The sequence below is a fragment of the Pedobacter sp. genome, from assembly GCF_035317785.1.
Lineage (GTDB): Bacteria > Bacteroidota > Bacteroidia > Sphingobacteriales > Sphingobacteriaceae > Pedobacter.
On record NZ_DATHGC010000168.1, the window covers coordinates 1 to 17,053 of the forward strand.

Consider the following 17,053-nt stretch of genomic DNA (forward strand, 5'->3'; position numbering starts at 1 on the left):
ACTATTCTTTTTTAGGAATAAACCCCAATGGGCTGACAGATGCTTATGCCGATTATGCGGAGCAGAACAAAGCACATGCCCTGATCAACTACAATTACTGCAAAGCCAATCCCCTCAACTATACAGGCTATAGTGAAAACTGCTGGGGACTAACGGCGAGTGACATTCCAAACGGCTACACCGCAAGTTCACCAAATAACGACAAAGGGATCATCGCGCCAACCGCAGCACTTTCCTCATTTCCATACACACCTGCGGAATCCATGCAGGCCCTCGAGTTCTTTTACTATAAACTAGGAGATAAACTGTTTAAAGAATATGGTTTTGTGGATGCGTTTTCACAGCAGCAGCAATGGTATGCCAGTTCGACACTCGCCATAGACCAGGGACCGATTGTCATTATGATTGAGAATTACCGGACAAAATTACTTTGGAACTTGTTTATGAGCGCCTCTGAAGTAAAAACGGGAATGAAAAACCTGGGTTTTAGCAGTCCCAATTTATAACACGACAAGATGAAACGAAATTTAATTTTTACGCTGACTATACTTGCCGCCGGAATATTCACCCATCCCGCGAAGGCCCAGAAAAAAACTGCGGCGATCAAGCCCGAACTGAAGATCCAAAAGAACCTGACCGATGACGAGCTGCTGGACCTGGTGCAAAAACAAACCTTCAGATATTTCTGGGATTTTGCACATCCCGTAAGCGGCCTGGCCAGGGAGAGAAGCAATGCATCTTTTGGCTATGGCAATGAGGTCACCACTACAGGTGGTACCGGCTTCGGCATCATGGCTACCATTGTAGCGACAGACCGAAAATGGATCACAAGAGACAGCGCCTCCAGGTTCCTTTTGAAAATGGTGAATTTCTTAAGCAAGGCCGATGCCTACCATGGGGTATTCCCACATTGGCTAAACGGCGCAACAGGAAAGACCATCCCATTTAGCAGGAAGGACGACGGAGCAGACTTGGTCGAATCCTCTTATTTGTTCCAGGGCTTACTTACCGCAAAACAATATTTTAATGCCGATAACCCCATAGAGAACGAATTAAGAAACCGCATTTCCTGGCTATGGAATGACGTGGAATGGGACTGGTTCACCAAAGGCGGAGAAGAAGTACTTTACTGGCACTGGAGCCCGAACAATGGCTGGGCCATGAACTTTCCGCTGCGCGGATACAATGAATGCCTGATCACGTATGTTCTGGCTGCATCCGGCAAACGCTATCCGGTACCTGCATCGGTCTATCACAGAGGCTGGGCCCAAAGCAATTTCTTTAAAAACGGCAAGGAGTTTTACGGGTATAAACTGCCCCTTGGATTTGACAACGGAGGCCCGTTGTTCTTTTCGCATTATTCATTTTTAGGCTTAGACCCCCGCGGGCTGAAAGACCAGTATGCCGACTATTGGGAACAGAATAAAAACCATACCCTGATCAACCGGGCCTATGTCCTGGCCAATCCAAAGCAATATAAAGGCTATGGAGCAAACAGCTGGGGCCTCACTGCCAGCGATAGTTACCAGGGTTATGCCGCCCATTCCCCTAATGAAGATCTGGGTGTCATATCCCCGACCGCAGCATTGTCTGCTTTCCCTTATACCCCAGAATTTTCTATGCAGGCCCTGAAGCATTTCTACTTTGACCTGGGCGATAAGATCTGGAGCCAGTACGGTTTTGTGGATGCCTTCAGTGAGCAGCACAACTGGTACGCGAAGTCGCATCTGGCGATAGACCAGGGGCCTATCATCGTGATGATTGAAAACTACAGAACAGGTCTGCTCTGGAAATTGTTCATGAGCAATCCGGAGGTCAAAGAAGGTTTAAAAAAATTGGGCTTTGAAAGTCCCGTATTGCAAAAATGAGCATTAGAAAACATATCTTCCTTTTAGTCTTGCTGGTTGCCGGCATGACTGCCGCTGCACAAAAAAAACAGCTTACCTACTGCAACCCCATCAACCTGGACTACGGCTACACCCCTATTCCAAATTTTGCCGAACAGGGCAAACACCGGGCTACAGCAGATCCTGTAATGGTCAATTACAAAGGTGACTATTACTTGTTCTCCACCAACCAGTGGGGCTACTGGTGGAGCAGCGACATGTACAACTGGAAGTTTGTCTCCCGGCATTTCCTCCGGCCTGAGCACAAGGTCTATGACGACCTCTGTGCGCCCTCTGTATGGATACAAGGCGATACCATGCTGGTATTCGGATCTACCTATTCCAAAAATTTCCCGATCTGGATGAGTACCGATCCAAAAAAGAACGAATGGAAAGAAGTCGTACACGAATTTGAGATCGGGGGCTGGGACCCAGCACATTTTGTGGATGACGACGGAAAGCTGTACATGTACAACGGCAGCAGCAATGTGTATCCGCTCTACGGTGTAGAGATGAACCGGAAAACCTTTGAGCCCATCGGCAACAGAAAAGAGCTTTTACTGCTCGATCCTGACCGCTACGGATGGCAGAGATTTGGCGAGTACCTTGACAATACCTTCCTCAATCCCTTTATGGAAGGCGCCTGGGTCAACAAGCACCATGGCAAGTATTATTTGCAGTATGGAGCACCAGGGACTGAATTCAGCGGCTATGCAGATGGTGTGGCCGTAGGGCCTACACCTTTAGGCCCATTTGAGCACCAGTCCCTGCCTTTTTCTTACAAGCCCGGCGGCTTTGCGCGCGGTGCAGGTCATGGTGCCACTTATCAGGATAAATGGAAGAATTACTGGCACATCTCTACCATTGCCATTTCCGTAAAGAACAACTTTGAACGCCGTCTGGGTATCTGGCCTGCCGGTTTCGACAAAGATGATGTGATGTACATGGATGCTGCCTTTGGAGATTATCCGCATTACCTGCCTGGCAAATCTGCGGATCATCTGAAAAGCCGTTTTACCGGATGGATGCTGCTCAATTACAACAAACCTGTCAGTGTTTCTTCTACACTGGGCGCCTACAGTGCAAATAATGCGGTAGATGAAAGTATTAAAACCTATTGGAGCGCTGCCACTTCAGGAAAAAACGAATGGATCCAAACCGATCTCGGCAGGGTTTCGACAGTAAACGCAGTGCAGATCAACTACGCAGACCAGGATGCCGCATTTTTGGGCAAACAATTGGACACCTATCACCAGTATAAATTGTGGTATTCCGCAGACGGAGCCAAATGGACGATTTTAGCAGATAAAAGCAACAATAAAATTGATGTTCCGCATGACTATATCGAACTCGAAAAACCGGTAAAGGCGCGCTTCATCAAACTGGAAAACGTCCATATGCCGACCGGCAAATTTGCCATCAGCGGCCTGAGGGTATTTGGCAATGCCAATCTTGCCGCCCCAAAAACAGTTAAGGATTTTGTGGTACTGAGAACCGAAAAGGACAAGCGCAGTGCATGGCTCAAATGGCATCCGATCGAAGATGCCTATGCCTATAACATCTACATCGGTACTGCTCCCGACAAACTATACAATTGCATTATGATCTACAATACCAATGAGTATTGGTATAAAGGAATGGATAAGGATAAAACTTACTATTTTAGCGTTGAAGCAATCAATGAAAGCGGCGTGTCGCCACGGACAAAGGTTGTCAACGTAAACTAAAATCAACATTAAATGAAGCACAACTTTTTATCCCGCCTTTTCCTTATCACCCTGGTATGTCTTTCTGTCCATTCATTTGCCCAGAACAAACCGTTCTGGAATGAGATGCAGCAATTTCAGCGCCAGGACAGCATCGCTATGCCCGCCAAAAACGGGATTGTTTTTACCGGGAGCTCATCCATTAGGATGTGGAAAGACCTGGAAACCACCTATAAGGAATACCATGTCATCAACCGTGGTTTTGGCGGATCTGTACTTCCCCAGGTCAATGACAATATAGACCAGGTCATCCTCAGGTATAAACCCCGTCAGGTAGTGATCTACTGCGGTGACAATGACATCGCTTCTGGCGCCAGCGCAGAGGAGGTCCTGGCCCGTTTCACTACGCTATTTACCAACATCCGTAAGGAACTTCCAAAGACGTCTATTGCTTTCATCTCTATGAAACTGAGCCCCTCACGCACCAAGTTCGTCCCGGAAGTCATTAAAGGAAATGCCCTGGTCAAAGAATTTATCGCGAAACAAAAAAACGCCGCATTCATAGACATCGCTTCAAAAATGCTGGATAGCAAAGGAGAAATGAGACCGGAACTGTTCCAGAACGACATGCTGCATATGAAACCTGCGGGCTATGAAATCTGGACTGCGGCAATAACCCCCTACCTGAAAAAGAAATAACAACACCTACATGAAAACTACCTATCTGCTTTTCCTCGCCGTACTGATCAATGCCGCCGCATTTGCTCAAAACAAAAAAACAGTTTCTGCTGCTGATCTGAAAATGAACAGCTTCATCGGCAATCTGATGTCAAAGATGACCTTAGATGAGAAGATCGGGCAGCTGAACCTGCTGACAGGCGGTGAAGCCACTACAGGATCTGCAGTGAGCACGAACGTGGAGACCAAGATCAGGAACGGACAGGTAGGTGGTATTTTCAGTTTGACTACTCCTGGACGCATCCGCAAGGCGCAGGAAATTGCAGTGAACCATACCAGGCTCAAAATACCGATCATCTTCGGGCAGGATGTGATCCATGGCTACAAAACGACTTTCCCTATCCCCCTGGCCCTGTCGTGCACCTGGGATTTACCCTTGATCCTGCAAACCGCAAGGATCGCCGCGATTGAAGCCACCGCAGACGGCCTCAACTGGACCTTCTCTCCTATGGTCGATATTTCGAGGGACCCGCGCTGGGGAAGGATTTCCGAAGGATCAGGTGAAGACACCTATCTTGGATCCCAGATCGCCAAAGCAATGGTCCGCGGTTACCAGGGCGATGACCTCTCCAAATACAACACGATGATGGCCTGTGTAAAGCACTTTGCCTTATATGGCGCTGCTGAAGCGGGACGGGACTACAACACGACAGACATGAGTTTGGACAGGATGTACAACGACTATCTGCCTCCTTATAAGGCAGCAGTTGACGCCGGAGCAGGAAGTGTAATGACTTCTTTCAATGACATCAATGGTGTGCCTGCTACGGCCAACAAATGGCTGATGACCGATGTATTGCGCAAGCAATGGGGTTTTAAAGGTTTTGTGGTCACAGATTATACCGCAGTAAATGAACTGATGGACCATGGCCTGGGCGACTTGCAAACCGTTTCGGCCTTATCATTAAATGCCGGAGTTGAAATGGATATGGTAGGCGAAGGCTTCCTGACGACCCTTAAAAAATCACTGAAAGAAGGCAAAGTAAAACAGCAGCAGATCGACCAGGCCTGCAGATTGGTACTGGAGGCAAAATATAAACTGGGCTTGTTTGATGATCCTTTCCGTTACTGCAATGAAGAACGCGCAAAAACCGAGATCTTAAAGCCTGAGCATTTAAAATACGCACGTGAAGTAGCCGGACAATCTTTTGTACTGTTAAAAAATGACAACCAGACCCTTCCGCTTAAAAAGACCGGAACGGTAGCACTGATCGGCCCTCTGGCCAATACAGGGGCCAATATGCCGGGTACCTGGAGCGTGAACAGCGACCTGGCCAATACGAAATCCCTTTTGGAAAGCATGACCGCGCTGGTGGGTAATCAGGTAAAGATCCTACACAGTCTGGGTTCCAATCTGGTCGAAGACACTGCCTATCAAAAAAGGGCCACCATGTTTGGCAGGGATATCCCAAGAGACAACAGACCCGAGGAAGAGCTCATAAAAGAGGCTGTAGCCACAGCAAAAAAATCTGACATGGTACTGGCTGCTTTGGGCGAAAGCTCCGAAATGACAGGTGAGGCCTCCAGCAGGACAAACCTGGAAATTCCGGATGTACAAAAAAGATTGCTCCAGGCCTTATTAAAAACCGGCAAACCAGTTGTCCTGGTGCTGTTTAGCGGTCGCCCGCTGGTGCTGAACTGGGAAAATGAAAACGTACCTGCGATATTGAATGTTTGGTTTGGCGGAACAGAAGCAGGTGCGGCCATTACTGACGTCCTGTTTGGAGATGTAAACCCTTCGGGAAAACTGACCGCGACCTTCCCCCGGAATGTGGGCCAGATCCCTTTATACTACAGTCATAAAAACACCGGAAGACCGCTGCCTGAAGGCAAATGGTTTTCCAAGTTCCGCTCCAACTATCTGGATGTAAGCAATGATCCGCTTTATCCATTTGGGTACGGATTAAGCTACACCACCTTTGAATACAGCAACCTGATATTGAGCAAAAACAGCTTTAAAGCCGGGGGATCAATTGCCGCAAGCATTACTGTTAAAAATACCGGTTCCAGGGAAGGCAAAGAAGTGGTGCAGCTCTACATCCGGGACCTGGTCGGAAGTTCGACAAGACCAGTTAAACAATTGAAAGGCTTTCAAAAGATCAGCTTGAAACCGGGAGAAACAAAAACTGTCTCATTCCGGATCACAGCTGAGGACCTGAAATTCTACAATTCTGATTTGAAATTTGTTGCAGAACCAGGTGACTTTAAGGTCTTTATTGGAAGCAACTCCAGAGATGTCACAGAATCGCAGTTTACTTTGATTAAATAAGACACTATTGCCGGATGCCTGCATTTACTCAGCCGGTTATGCCTCTACCAATGCCTGTATATTAAATTTTGACATTTTCATAAATGCTGCTATTACCCGTGGAGCTTTCTCAGGATCAGCCATAAACTGATGTAAGACTGCGGGTACAATTTGCCAGGAAAAACCAAATTTATCATCAAGCCAACCGCACTCGTCGTACCTGCCACCTTCACCCAGCTTTTCCCAATAATGATCAATTTCTTCCTGTGTCTCACATTCAATCACATAAGAAGTTGCTGGTGTAGGTTTGTATTTTGGCCCGCCATTTAACGCCATGAACTTATTTCCATTCAGCTCAAAGTTTACTACAATCGGATTTTCCGCGGTGATCCTTGAGTTTTTAAAAATAGAACAGTAGTAGTCTGCGGCTGCTTTAGCTTGTCCGTCAAACCATAAACATGGATACATTTGATTTTTCATTCTATTGAATTTTGTTTAAAGATATACAACAAAAATAGGGCTGCCGGAAATGTCAAAATAGAACGAAACGGACAATTATGTATTTTCTGGCGAGGTGCCAAAGTTGAGGTATTCTTTAGGTGTGATGTTGGTAAACTCCTTGAAGGAACGGATGTAATGGCTCTGATCTGCATAGCCATGTTGAAATGCTATGTCCGATAACTTCTCATAGTTCCTGTTGTTCAACTGCTGAAATGCCGCGTTAAACTGGCAAATCCGTCTATATAAGTTAGGTGCAATACCGATATTTTTCTCGAACGTTCTCCGAAACGTCTTTTCAGTGATGTGCAATTCCTTTTGGAGCAGTATAGAAATTTCTGGCAGAGGTTGTCCGGCAATCCTGCTCACGGCATATTTGATCAGATCAGACCCTCTTTTAGAATTAGCCAACAGATGAAGGATAAATTGATCCAGCAAAGTAATCATACTTTCGACAGTGTCGGCGTTCAACAAGCGATCCTGAAGTTCAGTCGTCCCCGTCGGCATTACCAAATTCAAATCGACAGGCCTGTCTGTCAGTTCCCGGGCTGATACATCAAAAACGGCACTGAGTGCATAGGGTTTGAAAAAATAGGCAATTATCGTAAAATCTTCATTAAATGTTATGGTCTCGGGAAGAATTGTTTGCCCAAAGAGTGTAAAATGCGTGGTAGTACGATTGTTAATGATCCCCCTGGTCGATTTGAAAAGCAAAGTTGGTAAGCCATTGGCAAACAGTGGCAGTGAGAAAGGTGTTATCATTTGATGATTTTCTATCACCAATATCCTTTCGACATATTCCGCAACCTCACAGGTTGGTTTGAAATTTATGACATTCATTCCTATCTCACTAATATACTAATATACTACCCTTGACAATAAACATCAAGCAACTGAAGCAAACCGCAGTTTTGAAACTCATACTGCTGATTAGCTGCAACCGTCACGAGCGGCTGCTATGCTGTCATTTGTAAAAGAATAGCGGCAAAAACGATTACCAGTCTGGAAATTTTTGTGTTCATTGTTCGCGTTACTATTTGGTTCCTGTTAAAGTAGCCAAACTAGTGCTTTCCCACCAGTAAAAAATAGATTATATCCTATTTAATGGACTATTCTCCTTCCTGATTAACTGCAGAAGCTCCTGCAGATCCTTTCATAGATGAGAAATCTTTTTTGTCTGGCAGTGAAAAAGCAATATAAATATCGCTGGACTTACCTCCCCATTTGGACCCGCCGCAGGCAATGACAATGTATTGTTTGCCATTTACCTGGTATACTGCCGGAGTGGCAACTCCGGGAGCAGGGAGTTCAGTTTCCCATATTGTTTTCCCGGTTCGCTTGTTTATGGCCCTGAACTTTCCGTCTGCAGATGCGCCGATAAAGATCAATCCGCCCGCTGTAACCACCGCCCCCCCGTAATTCTCCCTGCCGGTTGCAGGTATGCCTTTCTTTTTTAATTCTTCAAATTCTCCAAAGGGCACCTGCCAGAGGTATTTACCGGTGTTCAGGTTGATTGCGCTGATGGTGCCCCATGGCGGACTTAAAGCAGGATATCCTTCCTTTGTGAGGAATTTGTTATAGCCCGTAAATCCGTATGAAGGCCGCAATTTGTCATTTTTAATGGCAGCACCTGTATAGGTTTCCTGCTGCCGGGACTTTAAATTTAAAACAAATGAGCCGATTGCTGTCTTCTCGGCTGTAGTAAGCTGGGCAAATCCGGGCATCATCCTACGGCCAGTAGTGAGCAGTTCGCCTAACTGTGCCAGATTATATTTTTTGTCCGCGCCGATCAATGAAGGGTAATCTCCTGAACCCAGGCGTTCAGGTCCATGACATCCCATACAATTTCTTTGGTACAGTAAGACACCTGCCTGGAGATTCGAAAGGGTGGTTTGACCATCTGATTTTTCTTCGACAAGGTTGAGTACCCAGGCCATTTCGTTTGCGTTCACATATAGGATGTTGGTCTTTGGATCAACCGCCGGGCCGCCCCACTCACCTCCGCCATCATATCCGGGCAGGATGATCGTTCCCTTTTCCGTCGGCGGAGTAAATATCCCCTGCGAACGGTAGGTTTTAAAGCGTTTTTTGATATCCTGGTAAGAGGAATCACTAACCAGGGTGTTCAAATCCTTTTCGGTCATGATCTGCCTGACGAAAGGTTTGGGTAGAACGGGAAAAGGCTGAGTTGCACTTAATTTTTCGCCTGCCACAGCATCGTTTGTTGGCACGGGTCTCTCTTTTATAGGGAAAAGTGGCCTGCCGGTGGCGCGGTCAAAGACAAATACGAAACCGGTTTTTGTGGTTTGCACCACCGCATCGATTTTCTTCCCGTTCCTGGAAACAGTAGCAAGGACCGGTGCGCTGGAAATGTCCATATCCCAAACATCATGGTGTACGGTTTGAAAATGCCACCTGAGCTTACCTGTGGCTGCATCAAGGGCCAGCAGGCAGTTCCCAAACAGGCCCTTTCCAAGTCGGTCTCCGCCGTAAAAATCATTGCTTGGACTTCCTACACCAGCAAACAGCAATCCCCTTTTACTATCCAGGCTGAATCCTGACCATGCATTTGTTGACCCCATTCTCTTGTAAGCTGTTTTATCTTCCCAACTCAAGTACCCAGCTTCACCTGGATATGGGATGGTATGGAATATCCACTTTTGTTTGCCTGTCCGGACATCAAAGCCGCGGATATGTCCTGGCGTTGTTTCGCTCACCAGGCCGCTGGTGATGAACAAGTCCTTATAAATCATCACAGGAGAGGTAGGCGAAATGGATACACTTTTTTCATCTCTGCCAAGCCCTTTCCTTAAATCCACGCCTCCATCAATCCCAAAACCGGGTATGAGTTTTCCGGTCTCTGCGTTGATGGCGAATGCAATAGGGCCTACAGTATAAATGATCCGCCTGTCTGCTCCATCTTGCCAGTAGGCTACGCCCCTGTTCATATTGACGCTGTTTCTCGCCCAAGTTTTATTACTGGTGGAATCGGATGGATCAAAGTGCCATTTCTCCTTGCCGGTAGCAGCATCGACGGCAAAAAGCTTAAGCCGCGGGGAAACACCAAACAAAGTATTGTTTATAATGATCGGATTACATTCCATCGGACCAAACCTGGATTTGTTCCCGTTTTCCGATTGGTATACCCAGGCAATCTGAAGCTGGCTGACATTGGAGGTATCGACTTGAGCAAGATCTGAATATTTATTATTATTGCTATTGCCGCCATAGCTTTTCCAGTCGGCATACTTTTCTTGAGTGAGGTAAATTGCCCCTGATAAAATTACGGTTAAGACAATTCCTGCGAGTAATACCCGGGTTTTATGTATCATGCTGAAACAGTTTATTAGATTAAGGATTGCCAAATTTGTATTAGAAATAGGGGCATAGGTTTTCCAAAGATTAAATTCTGTGAGGGTAAACTATTCATTATTAGGAAAATCAGTTTTTCAAATATAACATAAAGTGTAAGTTCGAAAAAAATACGTCATTTGCTATTTCTGATACAATATTTACATCACGTTGGTTAAAAAGAATGGAATGAAAAAGATCTTAAGAGAACTTGCTAAGCCAGAAAACTCAAGTTATATCGTCAAGGAAGAGATCGCCATTCAATTTGCGGCACCGTTTCATTTTCACAAAGGTTATGAATTCACCTATATTGTAAAAGGACACGGTAAATTTTATGGCGGTGACAGCCTGCTTAACTTCACAGCAGGTGATCTTTACTTATTTGGAATAGGATTTCCTCATTATTTCATCAACGATAAATCTTTTGTCAGGTCAGGGGAGCTAGCCCATTCCATTGTCATTCAGTTCCATGAGAATTTTTTGGGCGGGGACTTTTACCTTCAGCCGGAATTTTTAAAGGTGAAAACCTTGCTTAGAACCGCACATTTGGGAATAAAAATAACAAATCCGGGTACCCGGTTAAAAAAACTGATGATGGCCGCCCCGAAAATTCCGGATTTAAAAGGCTTGATCAATTTACTCCAGATACTGGAAACAGTTTCCTCATTAAAAATGGCAGATACTGCTATTATCAGCACCAATGCCTTTGAAAACGCTATTAGTACCAAAAGAAAGGAAAACAAACTGGATGGAGTCTACAGGTATGTTCTGGAGAATTTTAAGGATCAGATCACCAATCAAAAAGCAGCGTCACTTGCATTCATGAATGAGTCCGCTTTCTGCCGGTATTTCAAACGTCGTACCAATAAGACATTGTCACAGTTTGTGAATTATGTGCGCATAACACATGCCATTCATTTGCTGGCAGAAGAAGACATGAGTATTTCAAAAGTTTGTTTTGAATGCGGCTTCGGCAACCTGTCTTATTTCAACAGACAATTTAAAGCAGTTACCGGAAATACCCCATATGCCTATCGAAAAGAGTTTTGCAAATAAAAATCGACCGCCCTCCCTGCACAACCGCTATCCAATTTTTATTATAAATGGCACGGTCAATCAGGAAAACTCCAATTTTCGGGCTTACAACAGCCGGTTCAGAAAAAACTGACAAAAGACGCTGGAACAGAACATTCGGAAGAATATCAAAGTATAAAATAGTAACTAAGCAGGACTTACCTGCGAAAATAAATGCCGTCACTAATGTATGGGACGGAAATAAAAGATGGGAACGCTATTGGACATTCATCGCAACGGCTGCCCCAAATAAAAATTTAAAAAAGACAAACTGAATTTGCTAATTTAGTAAGATGGACCGATTTAAATTAACAGCAGTTTTGCTAATGCTGCTTCTCACTACCGGCAGCTATGCCCAGGATTTCAAAAAATACGACCGGGGAAATTTTATCGAAGGCAAGGACAGCATCTACTACAGGCTGCTGTTCCCCGAAAATTTTGATCCTAAACAAAAATATCCCATACTTTTCTTTCTGCACGGTTCAGGGGAACGGGGGAACGACAACGAAAAACAACTGACACATGGCGGCAAGTCGTTCCTTAAGGAAAGCATTCGCAAAGGATTTCCGGCAATCATCGTTTTTCCGCAATGCAGCAGTGACAGTTTTTGGGCAAATGTAGAATTTACCGAACAGCCCGGTAAGGAGCGTTTTAACTTCCTGACCGCGGGAAAACCTACCAAATCTATGCACGCGCTTTTGGGCATGATCGACAACTTCCTGGATAAGCCATACGTGGACAAAAAGAAAGTCTACATTGGCGGACTCTCCATGGGCGGAATGGGCACCTATGAACTGCTGAGGCGCAAGCCCAGAATGTTTGCGGCGGCCTTTGCCATTTGCGGCGGGGATAATGTTGCCAATGTCCGGAAATACAAAAAGACCCCTTTATGGATCTTTCACGGTGAAAAAGACGACGTGGTACCTGTCGTATTGTCTACGAACATTGCAGATCAGCTGAAGGTACTTGGTGTAGATCCCAGGATCACGCTGTATCCTGAAGACGGCCACAACAGCTGGGACTCTGCCTTTGCAGAGCCTGAACTGTTGTCATGGTTATTTTCTAATGAACGGTAATAAAACCTACTCTGCCATATTGTGGTATACCGCCTGAACATCGTCGTCCTCTTCGAGCTTATCGAGCAGTTTCAGTACATCGGCAGCCTGTTCTTCGGTCACTTCATGGTGCGACAGGGCAATACGTTCCAGCTTGGAACTTTTTAGTTCTATACCTTTCTCTTCCAATGCTTTTTGCAGGGAACCAAAATTTTCAAATGGCCCTTGTGCTACTGCGATATCATTTCCTTCCTCATCGGCTTCAACATACAGATCTTCCAGCCCGGCATCAATCAGTTCAAACTCAAGTTCTTCCAGATCCAGAGCATCGGCAGGTACAAACCTGAATACAGATTTTCGGTTAAACACAAAATCGAGTGAGCCTGTCTTACCAAGAGTACCGTTTGTTTTGTTGAAATAACTGCGCACGTTTGCGACCGTTCTATTTGTATTGTCGGTAGCTGTTTCAATCAGTATCGCTACGCCATGCGGCGCATATCCTTCATAAATGATCTCTTCATAGTTGGCCATACTCTTATCGGACGCCCTTTTTATGGCAGCATCGACACGGTCTTTCGGCATGTTTACGGCTTTCGCGTTTTGTATGGCTGTACGAAGGCGTGAATTGGTTTCCGGATGCGGGCCGGCATCTTTTACAGCCATCACGATGTCCTTACCTATCCTGGTAAATTGTACGGCCATTTTGGCCCAACGCTTAAATTTTCTTTCTTTTCTAAATTCAAATGCTCTTCCCATTTCTTGGTTTTTATTTATTTCAGTAATGCTGAAGCTGGTCAAAAGATTTCCTTTATAGTTTTTGCCGTCATTGCGAGGCACGAAGCAATCCCAACATGAGATTGCTTCGTGCCTCGCAATGACGAATAGCTGTTAACCTGCAACTTCTTTCACTGTTTTACTATTTCTTTTGTTATACTATTAGTTCTTTGTTATATCACTACTTCTTTAAATTCTTAAACATATCCTCAGTCATTTTACTCAGGTCAAACTCAGGCTTCCAGGCCCAGTCCTGTCTGGCATAACTGTCATCAATAGACCTCGGCCAGCTGTTGGCAATCGCCTGACGGGGATCATTTTCGGTGTAAGTTAATTTAAAATCCGGAATATGTTTCCTGATCTCCTCAGCAAGAACCTCCGGGGTAAAACTAAATCCTGTAAAATTATAACTTGACCTGATCGATATTTTAGCCGCCTCGGCATCCATCAGTTCAATCGTACCTCTGATCGCATCATCCATATACATCATCGGCAGTTCAGTTGCCGCATTCAGGAATGAGGCATAACTGCCTTTTTTCAGGGCATCGTGGAAAATATGGATCGCGTAGTCCGTAGTGCCGCCTCCGGGTGCCGCCTTCCAGCTGATCAGGCCCGGATACCTGATGCTGCGCACATCCAGTCCAAACTTCTGGTGATAATATTCGCACCAGCGTTCGCCTGCAAGCTTACTGACGCCATATACCGTATTGGGATCCATCACACAATACTGCGGGGTATTGTCTTTCGGTGAATTAGGTCCAAACACGGCAATAGAGCTTGGCCAGTAAACCTTTGCCGTTTCGTAAGTAATGGCAAGGTCCAGGATATTGAGCAGGCCGTTCATATTAAGGTCCCAGGCCAGTTTAGGGTTCTGTTCACCCGTAGCAGACAATAATGCCGCAAGCAAATAAACCTGCGCAGGCTTATACTTCGCAAAGATGTGATTCAAGGTCTCTTTTTCCAGGACATTTACAAATTCAAAAGGCCCGGAATTCTTGATGTCATAATCAGGTCTGCGAATGTCGCAGGCGATCACATTGTCTTCACCGTAGCTTATTCTTAACGCGGTTACCAGCTCCGTTCCTATTTGCCCGTTAGAGCCCAACACTATTATTTTTTCCGTCATAAATCCTGGGATTTTGGCAAAAGTAAATAAAATATTTATGCCTCAATTTACGTTGGATTGATTAAGTAACAAAAACATTATATATTTACTTTAATTGTGTATTTAGAACACTAACCATTTATTTTTTTCTTAATATTACAAAACAAAAGCACACTTAGAGCACCAAAACACCTAAACCGCCAAATATGGACAGAAGAGAAGCTGTGAAGAACATGGCCTTTTTAATGGGGGGCGCATTATCTGCGACAACCATAGGAGTATTCCTGGAAGGCTGTAATTCACCATCTACCAAAACCAATGGAAGCTTGTTTACCGAAGATCAGCTAAAAATGATCACAGAGGTTGCTGACATTATCATCCCAACTACCAGTACGCCGGGCGCTAAAGCCGCTGGTGTAGGGCCATTCATCGCACTAATGGTCAAGGACTGCTATCCTGAAGATGCACAAAAGGCTTTCGTAAAAGGCCTGGAAGACCTGGACGAACAATCAAAAGACGAATTCAAAAAGTCATTCCTGGAAATTTCTGTGGAGCAGCGCCAGCAGCTATTGGGCAAATTGCGCGACAAAACCGTTGCAGACACCAAAGCTGAAAAGGAAATGCTGGATAAGCAATCGGAAGCCGAAAAGGAAAAGCAAGCGGCCAATCCGGAAAAGGCAAAATCTCAAACCGAGAATGCAGGAGTCATTTCTATGCTGCCAAAAGATAAGCCTAAAACAGAACCGCGTTTCTTTGCAATTGCAAGGGACCTGACCCTGCTGGGTTATTTCACTTCAGAAATAGGCGCAACCAAAGCCTATGAATACGTAGAGATCCCCGGCCGTTATGATGGCTGTGTGGATTTGAAACCGGGACAGAGAGTCTGGGCATCTTAAACCATTTATAGCACAAAAATGAGCAATTTAAATACTAAAGCTACGGCTAATAATACTTATGACGCCATTGTTGTCGGTTCGGGAATAAGTGGCGGATGGGCGGCGAAGGAATTGACAGAAAAAGGCTTAAAAGTTCTGCTGCTCGAAAGAGGAAGGAACATTGAGCATGTAAAAGATTATACCACGGCCATGAAAAAGCCATGGGAATTTGAACACAGGGGCAAAATAACCGAAGCCCAGAAAGAGGCGCACCCTGTACAAAAAAGAGATTATCCGTACTCAGAGTTCAACGAGAGCTTTTGGGTAAATGACCACGACTGTCCGTATACTGAAGTTAAGCGTTTTGACTGGTACCGCGGATTCCATGTCGGCGGTAAATCACTGATGTGGGGCAGACAAAGCTACCGTTTCAGCGACCTGAATTTTGAAGACAACCTTAAAGATGGACATGGCGTGGACTGGCCAATCCGGTACAAAGACCTTTCAAAATGGTACGACTACGTAGAAAAATTTGCAGGCATCAGCGGTTCAGTTGAAAACTGGCCTGCATTGCCTGATGGACAGTTCCTCCCCCCTATGGAGATGAACTGTGTAGAAAAAGATGTAAAGAAAAGGATTGAGGACAAATGGAAGAGATCCAGGATCATGATCATGGGACGTACGGCAAACCTGACAGTACCTCATGGCGGCCGCGGACAATGTCAGTACCGGAACCTGTGCAGCAGGGGCTGTCCTTTTGGAGCCTACTTCAGTACGCAATCTTCTACCCTTCCTGCAGCAGTAGCTACAGGCAACCTGACCCTTCGCCCGTTCTCGCTGGTGAATACCATCCTTTATGATAAGGAAACACAAAAAGCAAAAGGTGTCGTAGTGATCGATTCTGAGACGAAAGAAACTATAGAATACTTTGCAAAGATCGTCTTTATAAATGGCTCTACTTTGGGTTCAACGTTTTTACTGCTAAATTCCACTTCTGCTGAGCATCCTGATGGTTTGGGAAATGGCAGCGGGCAATTGGGGCACAATCTGATGGACCACCATTTCCGCTGCGGTGCTTCTGGCAGAGCTGAGGGCTTTGATGATAAGTATACTTATGGCCGCCGGGCAAACGGCATTTACATTCCAAGATACCGGAACATGAATGGTGAAAAGCGTGATTATGTAAGGGGCTTTGGCTACCAGGGCGGTGCAAGCCGCGGCAACTGGCATGCAGACGTCGCTGAAATGGCTTTTGGCGGGGAGTTCAAAGACCAGATGACCGTACCGGGAGCCTGGAATATGGGTCTGGGTGGTTTTGGTGAATCCCTTCCTTACTTTGAAAACCGTGTTTACATCGATAAAAGCAAGAATGACAAATGGGGCCAGCCTGTGTTGGCCATCGACTGCGAATTCAAAGAAAACGAGCAGAAGATGCGTGTTGACATGATGAACGATGCCGCGGAAATGCTGGAAGCATCGGGCATTAAAGACGTAAAAACTTATGACAACGGATCCGCACCAGGTATGGCGATCCATGAAATGGGAACTGCCCGCATGGGGCATGACCCTAAAACTTCAGTGCTGAACAAGTGGAACCAGATGCACGAAGTAAAAAATGTATTTGTAACTGATGGATCCTGCATGACTTCAGCAGCATGTCAGAACCCGTCATTAACCTATATGGCTTTAACTGCGAGAGCCTGTGACTTTGCAGTCAGTGAATTAAAAAAAGGTAACCTTTAA

15 protein-coding genes are annotated in these 17,053 nt (G+C 45.4%); 10 read left to right on the forward strand and 5 right to left on the reverse strand.

Going from position 1 to position 17,053, the window contains the following annotated elements; translation table 11 throughout:
• The 5 genes from VK541_RS10275 to bglX form a co-directional block, all read left to right on the forward strand.
• Positions 1 to 506 (forward strand): glucoamylase family protein (locus tag VK541_RS10275; protein ID WP_324369687.1); only part of this gene is annotated, 506 nt, incomplete at its 5' end.
• Positions 507 to 515: 9 nt separating this feature from the next.
• Complete coding sequence (locus tag VK541_RS10280) at positions 516 to 1,868, forward strand: glucoamylase family protein (RefSeq protein WP_324369689.1); 1,353 nt, start codon at positions 516 to 518, stop codon at positions 1,866 to 1,868.
• Positions 1,865 to 3,613, forward strand: a complete 1,749-nt coding sequence (locus VK541_RS10285) for a family 43 glycosylhydrolase (RefSeq protein WP_324369691.1) — start codon at positions 1,865 to 1,867, stop codon at positions 3,611 to 3,613. Before VK541_RS10280 ends, VK541_RS10285 begins: the two co-directional genes overlap by 4 nt.
• 12 nt (positions 3,614 to 3,625) lie before the next feature.
• Positions 3,626 to 4,291 carry a GDSL-type esterase/lipase family protein gene (locus VK541_RS10290; RefSeq protein WP_324369693.1) on the forward strand — a complete coding sequence of 222 codons (666 nt, stop codon included), beginning with the start codon at positions 3,626 to 3,628 and terminating at the stop codon, positions 4,289 to 4,291.
• 10 nt (positions 4,292 to 4,301) lie between these two features.
• Positions 4,302 to 6,599: a beta-glucosidase BglX gene (bglX, locus tag VK541_RS10295; protein ID WP_324369695.1), complete on the forward strand. Its 2,298-nt coding sequence runs from the start codon at positions 4,302 to 4,304 to the stop codon at positions 6,597 to 6,599.
• A 36-nt stretch (positions 6,600 to 6,635) separates the two neighbouring features.
• On the opposite strand, the gene VK541_RS10300 is transcribed toward bglX, so the two are convergent.
• The 3 genes from VK541_RS10300 to VK541_RS10310 form a co-directional block, all read right to left on the reverse strand.
• Positions 6,636 to 7,058, reverse strand: a complete 423-nt coding sequence (locus VK541_RS10300) for a VOC family protein (RefSeq protein ID WP_324369698.1) — start codon at positions 7,056 to 7,058, stop codon at positions 6,636 to 6,638.
• A gap of 75 nt (positions 7,059 to 7,133) precedes the next feature.
• Positions 7,134 to 7,916, reverse strand: a complete 783-nt coding sequence (locus VK541_RS10305; RefSeq protein WP_324369700.1) for a helix-turn-helix transcriptional regulator — start codon at positions 7,914 to 7,916, stop codon at positions 7,134 to 7,136.
• A 269-nt stretch (positions 7,917 to 8,185) separates the two neighbouring features.
• The gene (locus VK541_RS10310; RefSeq protein WP_324369702.1) at positions 8,186 to 10,408 is read right to left on the reverse strand and encodes a PQQ-binding-like beta-propeller repeat protein; all 2,223 of its coding nucleotides are present in this window, start codon (positions 10,406 to 10,408) and stop codon (positions 8,186 to 8,188) included.
• 208 nt (positions 10,409 to 10,616) lie between these two features.
• Between VK541_RS10310 and VK541_RS10315 the strand changes: the two genes are divergently transcribed.
• The 3 genes from VK541_RS10315 to VK541_RS10325 are packed head-to-tail and all read left to right on the forward strand — an operon-like array spanning position 10,617 to position 12,577.
• The gene (locus VK541_RS10315) at positions 10,617 to 11,483 is read left to right on the forward strand and encodes an AraC family transcriptional regulator (RefSeq protein ID WP_324369704.1); all 867 of its coding nucleotides are present in this window, start codon (positions 10,617 to 10,619) and stop codon (positions 11,481 to 11,483) included.
• A 47-nt stretch (positions 11,484 to 11,530) separates the two neighbouring features.
• Complete coding sequence (locus tag VK541_RS10320; RefSeq protein ID WP_324369706.1) at positions 11,531 to 11,776, forward strand: hypothetical protein; 246 nt, start codon at positions 11,531 to 11,533, stop codon at positions 11,774 to 11,776.
• 18 nt (positions 11,777 to 11,794) lie between these two features.
• Positions 11,795 to 12,577: a prolyl oligopeptidase family serine peptidase gene (locus VK541_RS10325; protein WP_324369708.1), complete on the forward strand. Its 783-nt coding sequence runs from the start codon at positions 11,795 to 11,797 to the stop codon at positions 12,575 to 12,577.
• Between the two features lie 6 nt (positions 12,578 to 12,583).
• Here the strand turns inward: VK541_RS10325 and VK541_RS10330 are convergent, their stop codons facing one another.
• Both VK541_RS10330 and VK541_RS10335 read right to left on the reverse strand, forming a co-directional pair.
• On the reverse strand, positions 12,584 to 13,312 hold the full coding sequence (locus VK541_RS10330; RefSeq protein ID WP_324369710.1) for a YebC/PmpR family DNA-binding transcriptional regulator: 729 nt from the start codon (positions 13,310 to 13,312) through the stop codon (positions 12,584 to 12,586).
• A 199-nt stretch (positions 13,313 to 13,511) separates the two neighbouring features.
• Complete coding sequence (locus VK541_RS10335) at positions 13,512 to 14,456, reverse strand: NAD-dependent epimerase/dehydratase family protein (protein ID WP_324369712.1); 945 nt, start codon at positions 14,454 to 14,456, stop codon at positions 13,512 to 13,514.
• 185 nt (positions 14,457 to 14,641) lie between these two features.
• Here VK541_RS10335 and VK541_RS10340 point away from each other — a divergent pair, with 185 nt between their 5' ends.
• Positions 14,642 to 15,331: a gluconate 2-dehydrogenase subunit 3 family protein gene (locus VK541_RS10340; RefSeq protein WP_324369714.1), complete on the forward strand. Its 690-nt coding sequence runs from the start codon at positions 14,642 to 14,644 to the stop codon at positions 15,329 to 15,331.
• Positions 15,332 to 15,349: 18 nt separating this feature from the next.
• Positions 15,350 to 17,053, forward strand: coding sequence for a GMC family oxidoreductase (locus tag VK541_RS10345; protein WP_324369716.1), 1,704 nt, complete (start codon positions 15,350 to 15,352; stop codon positions 17,051 to 17,053).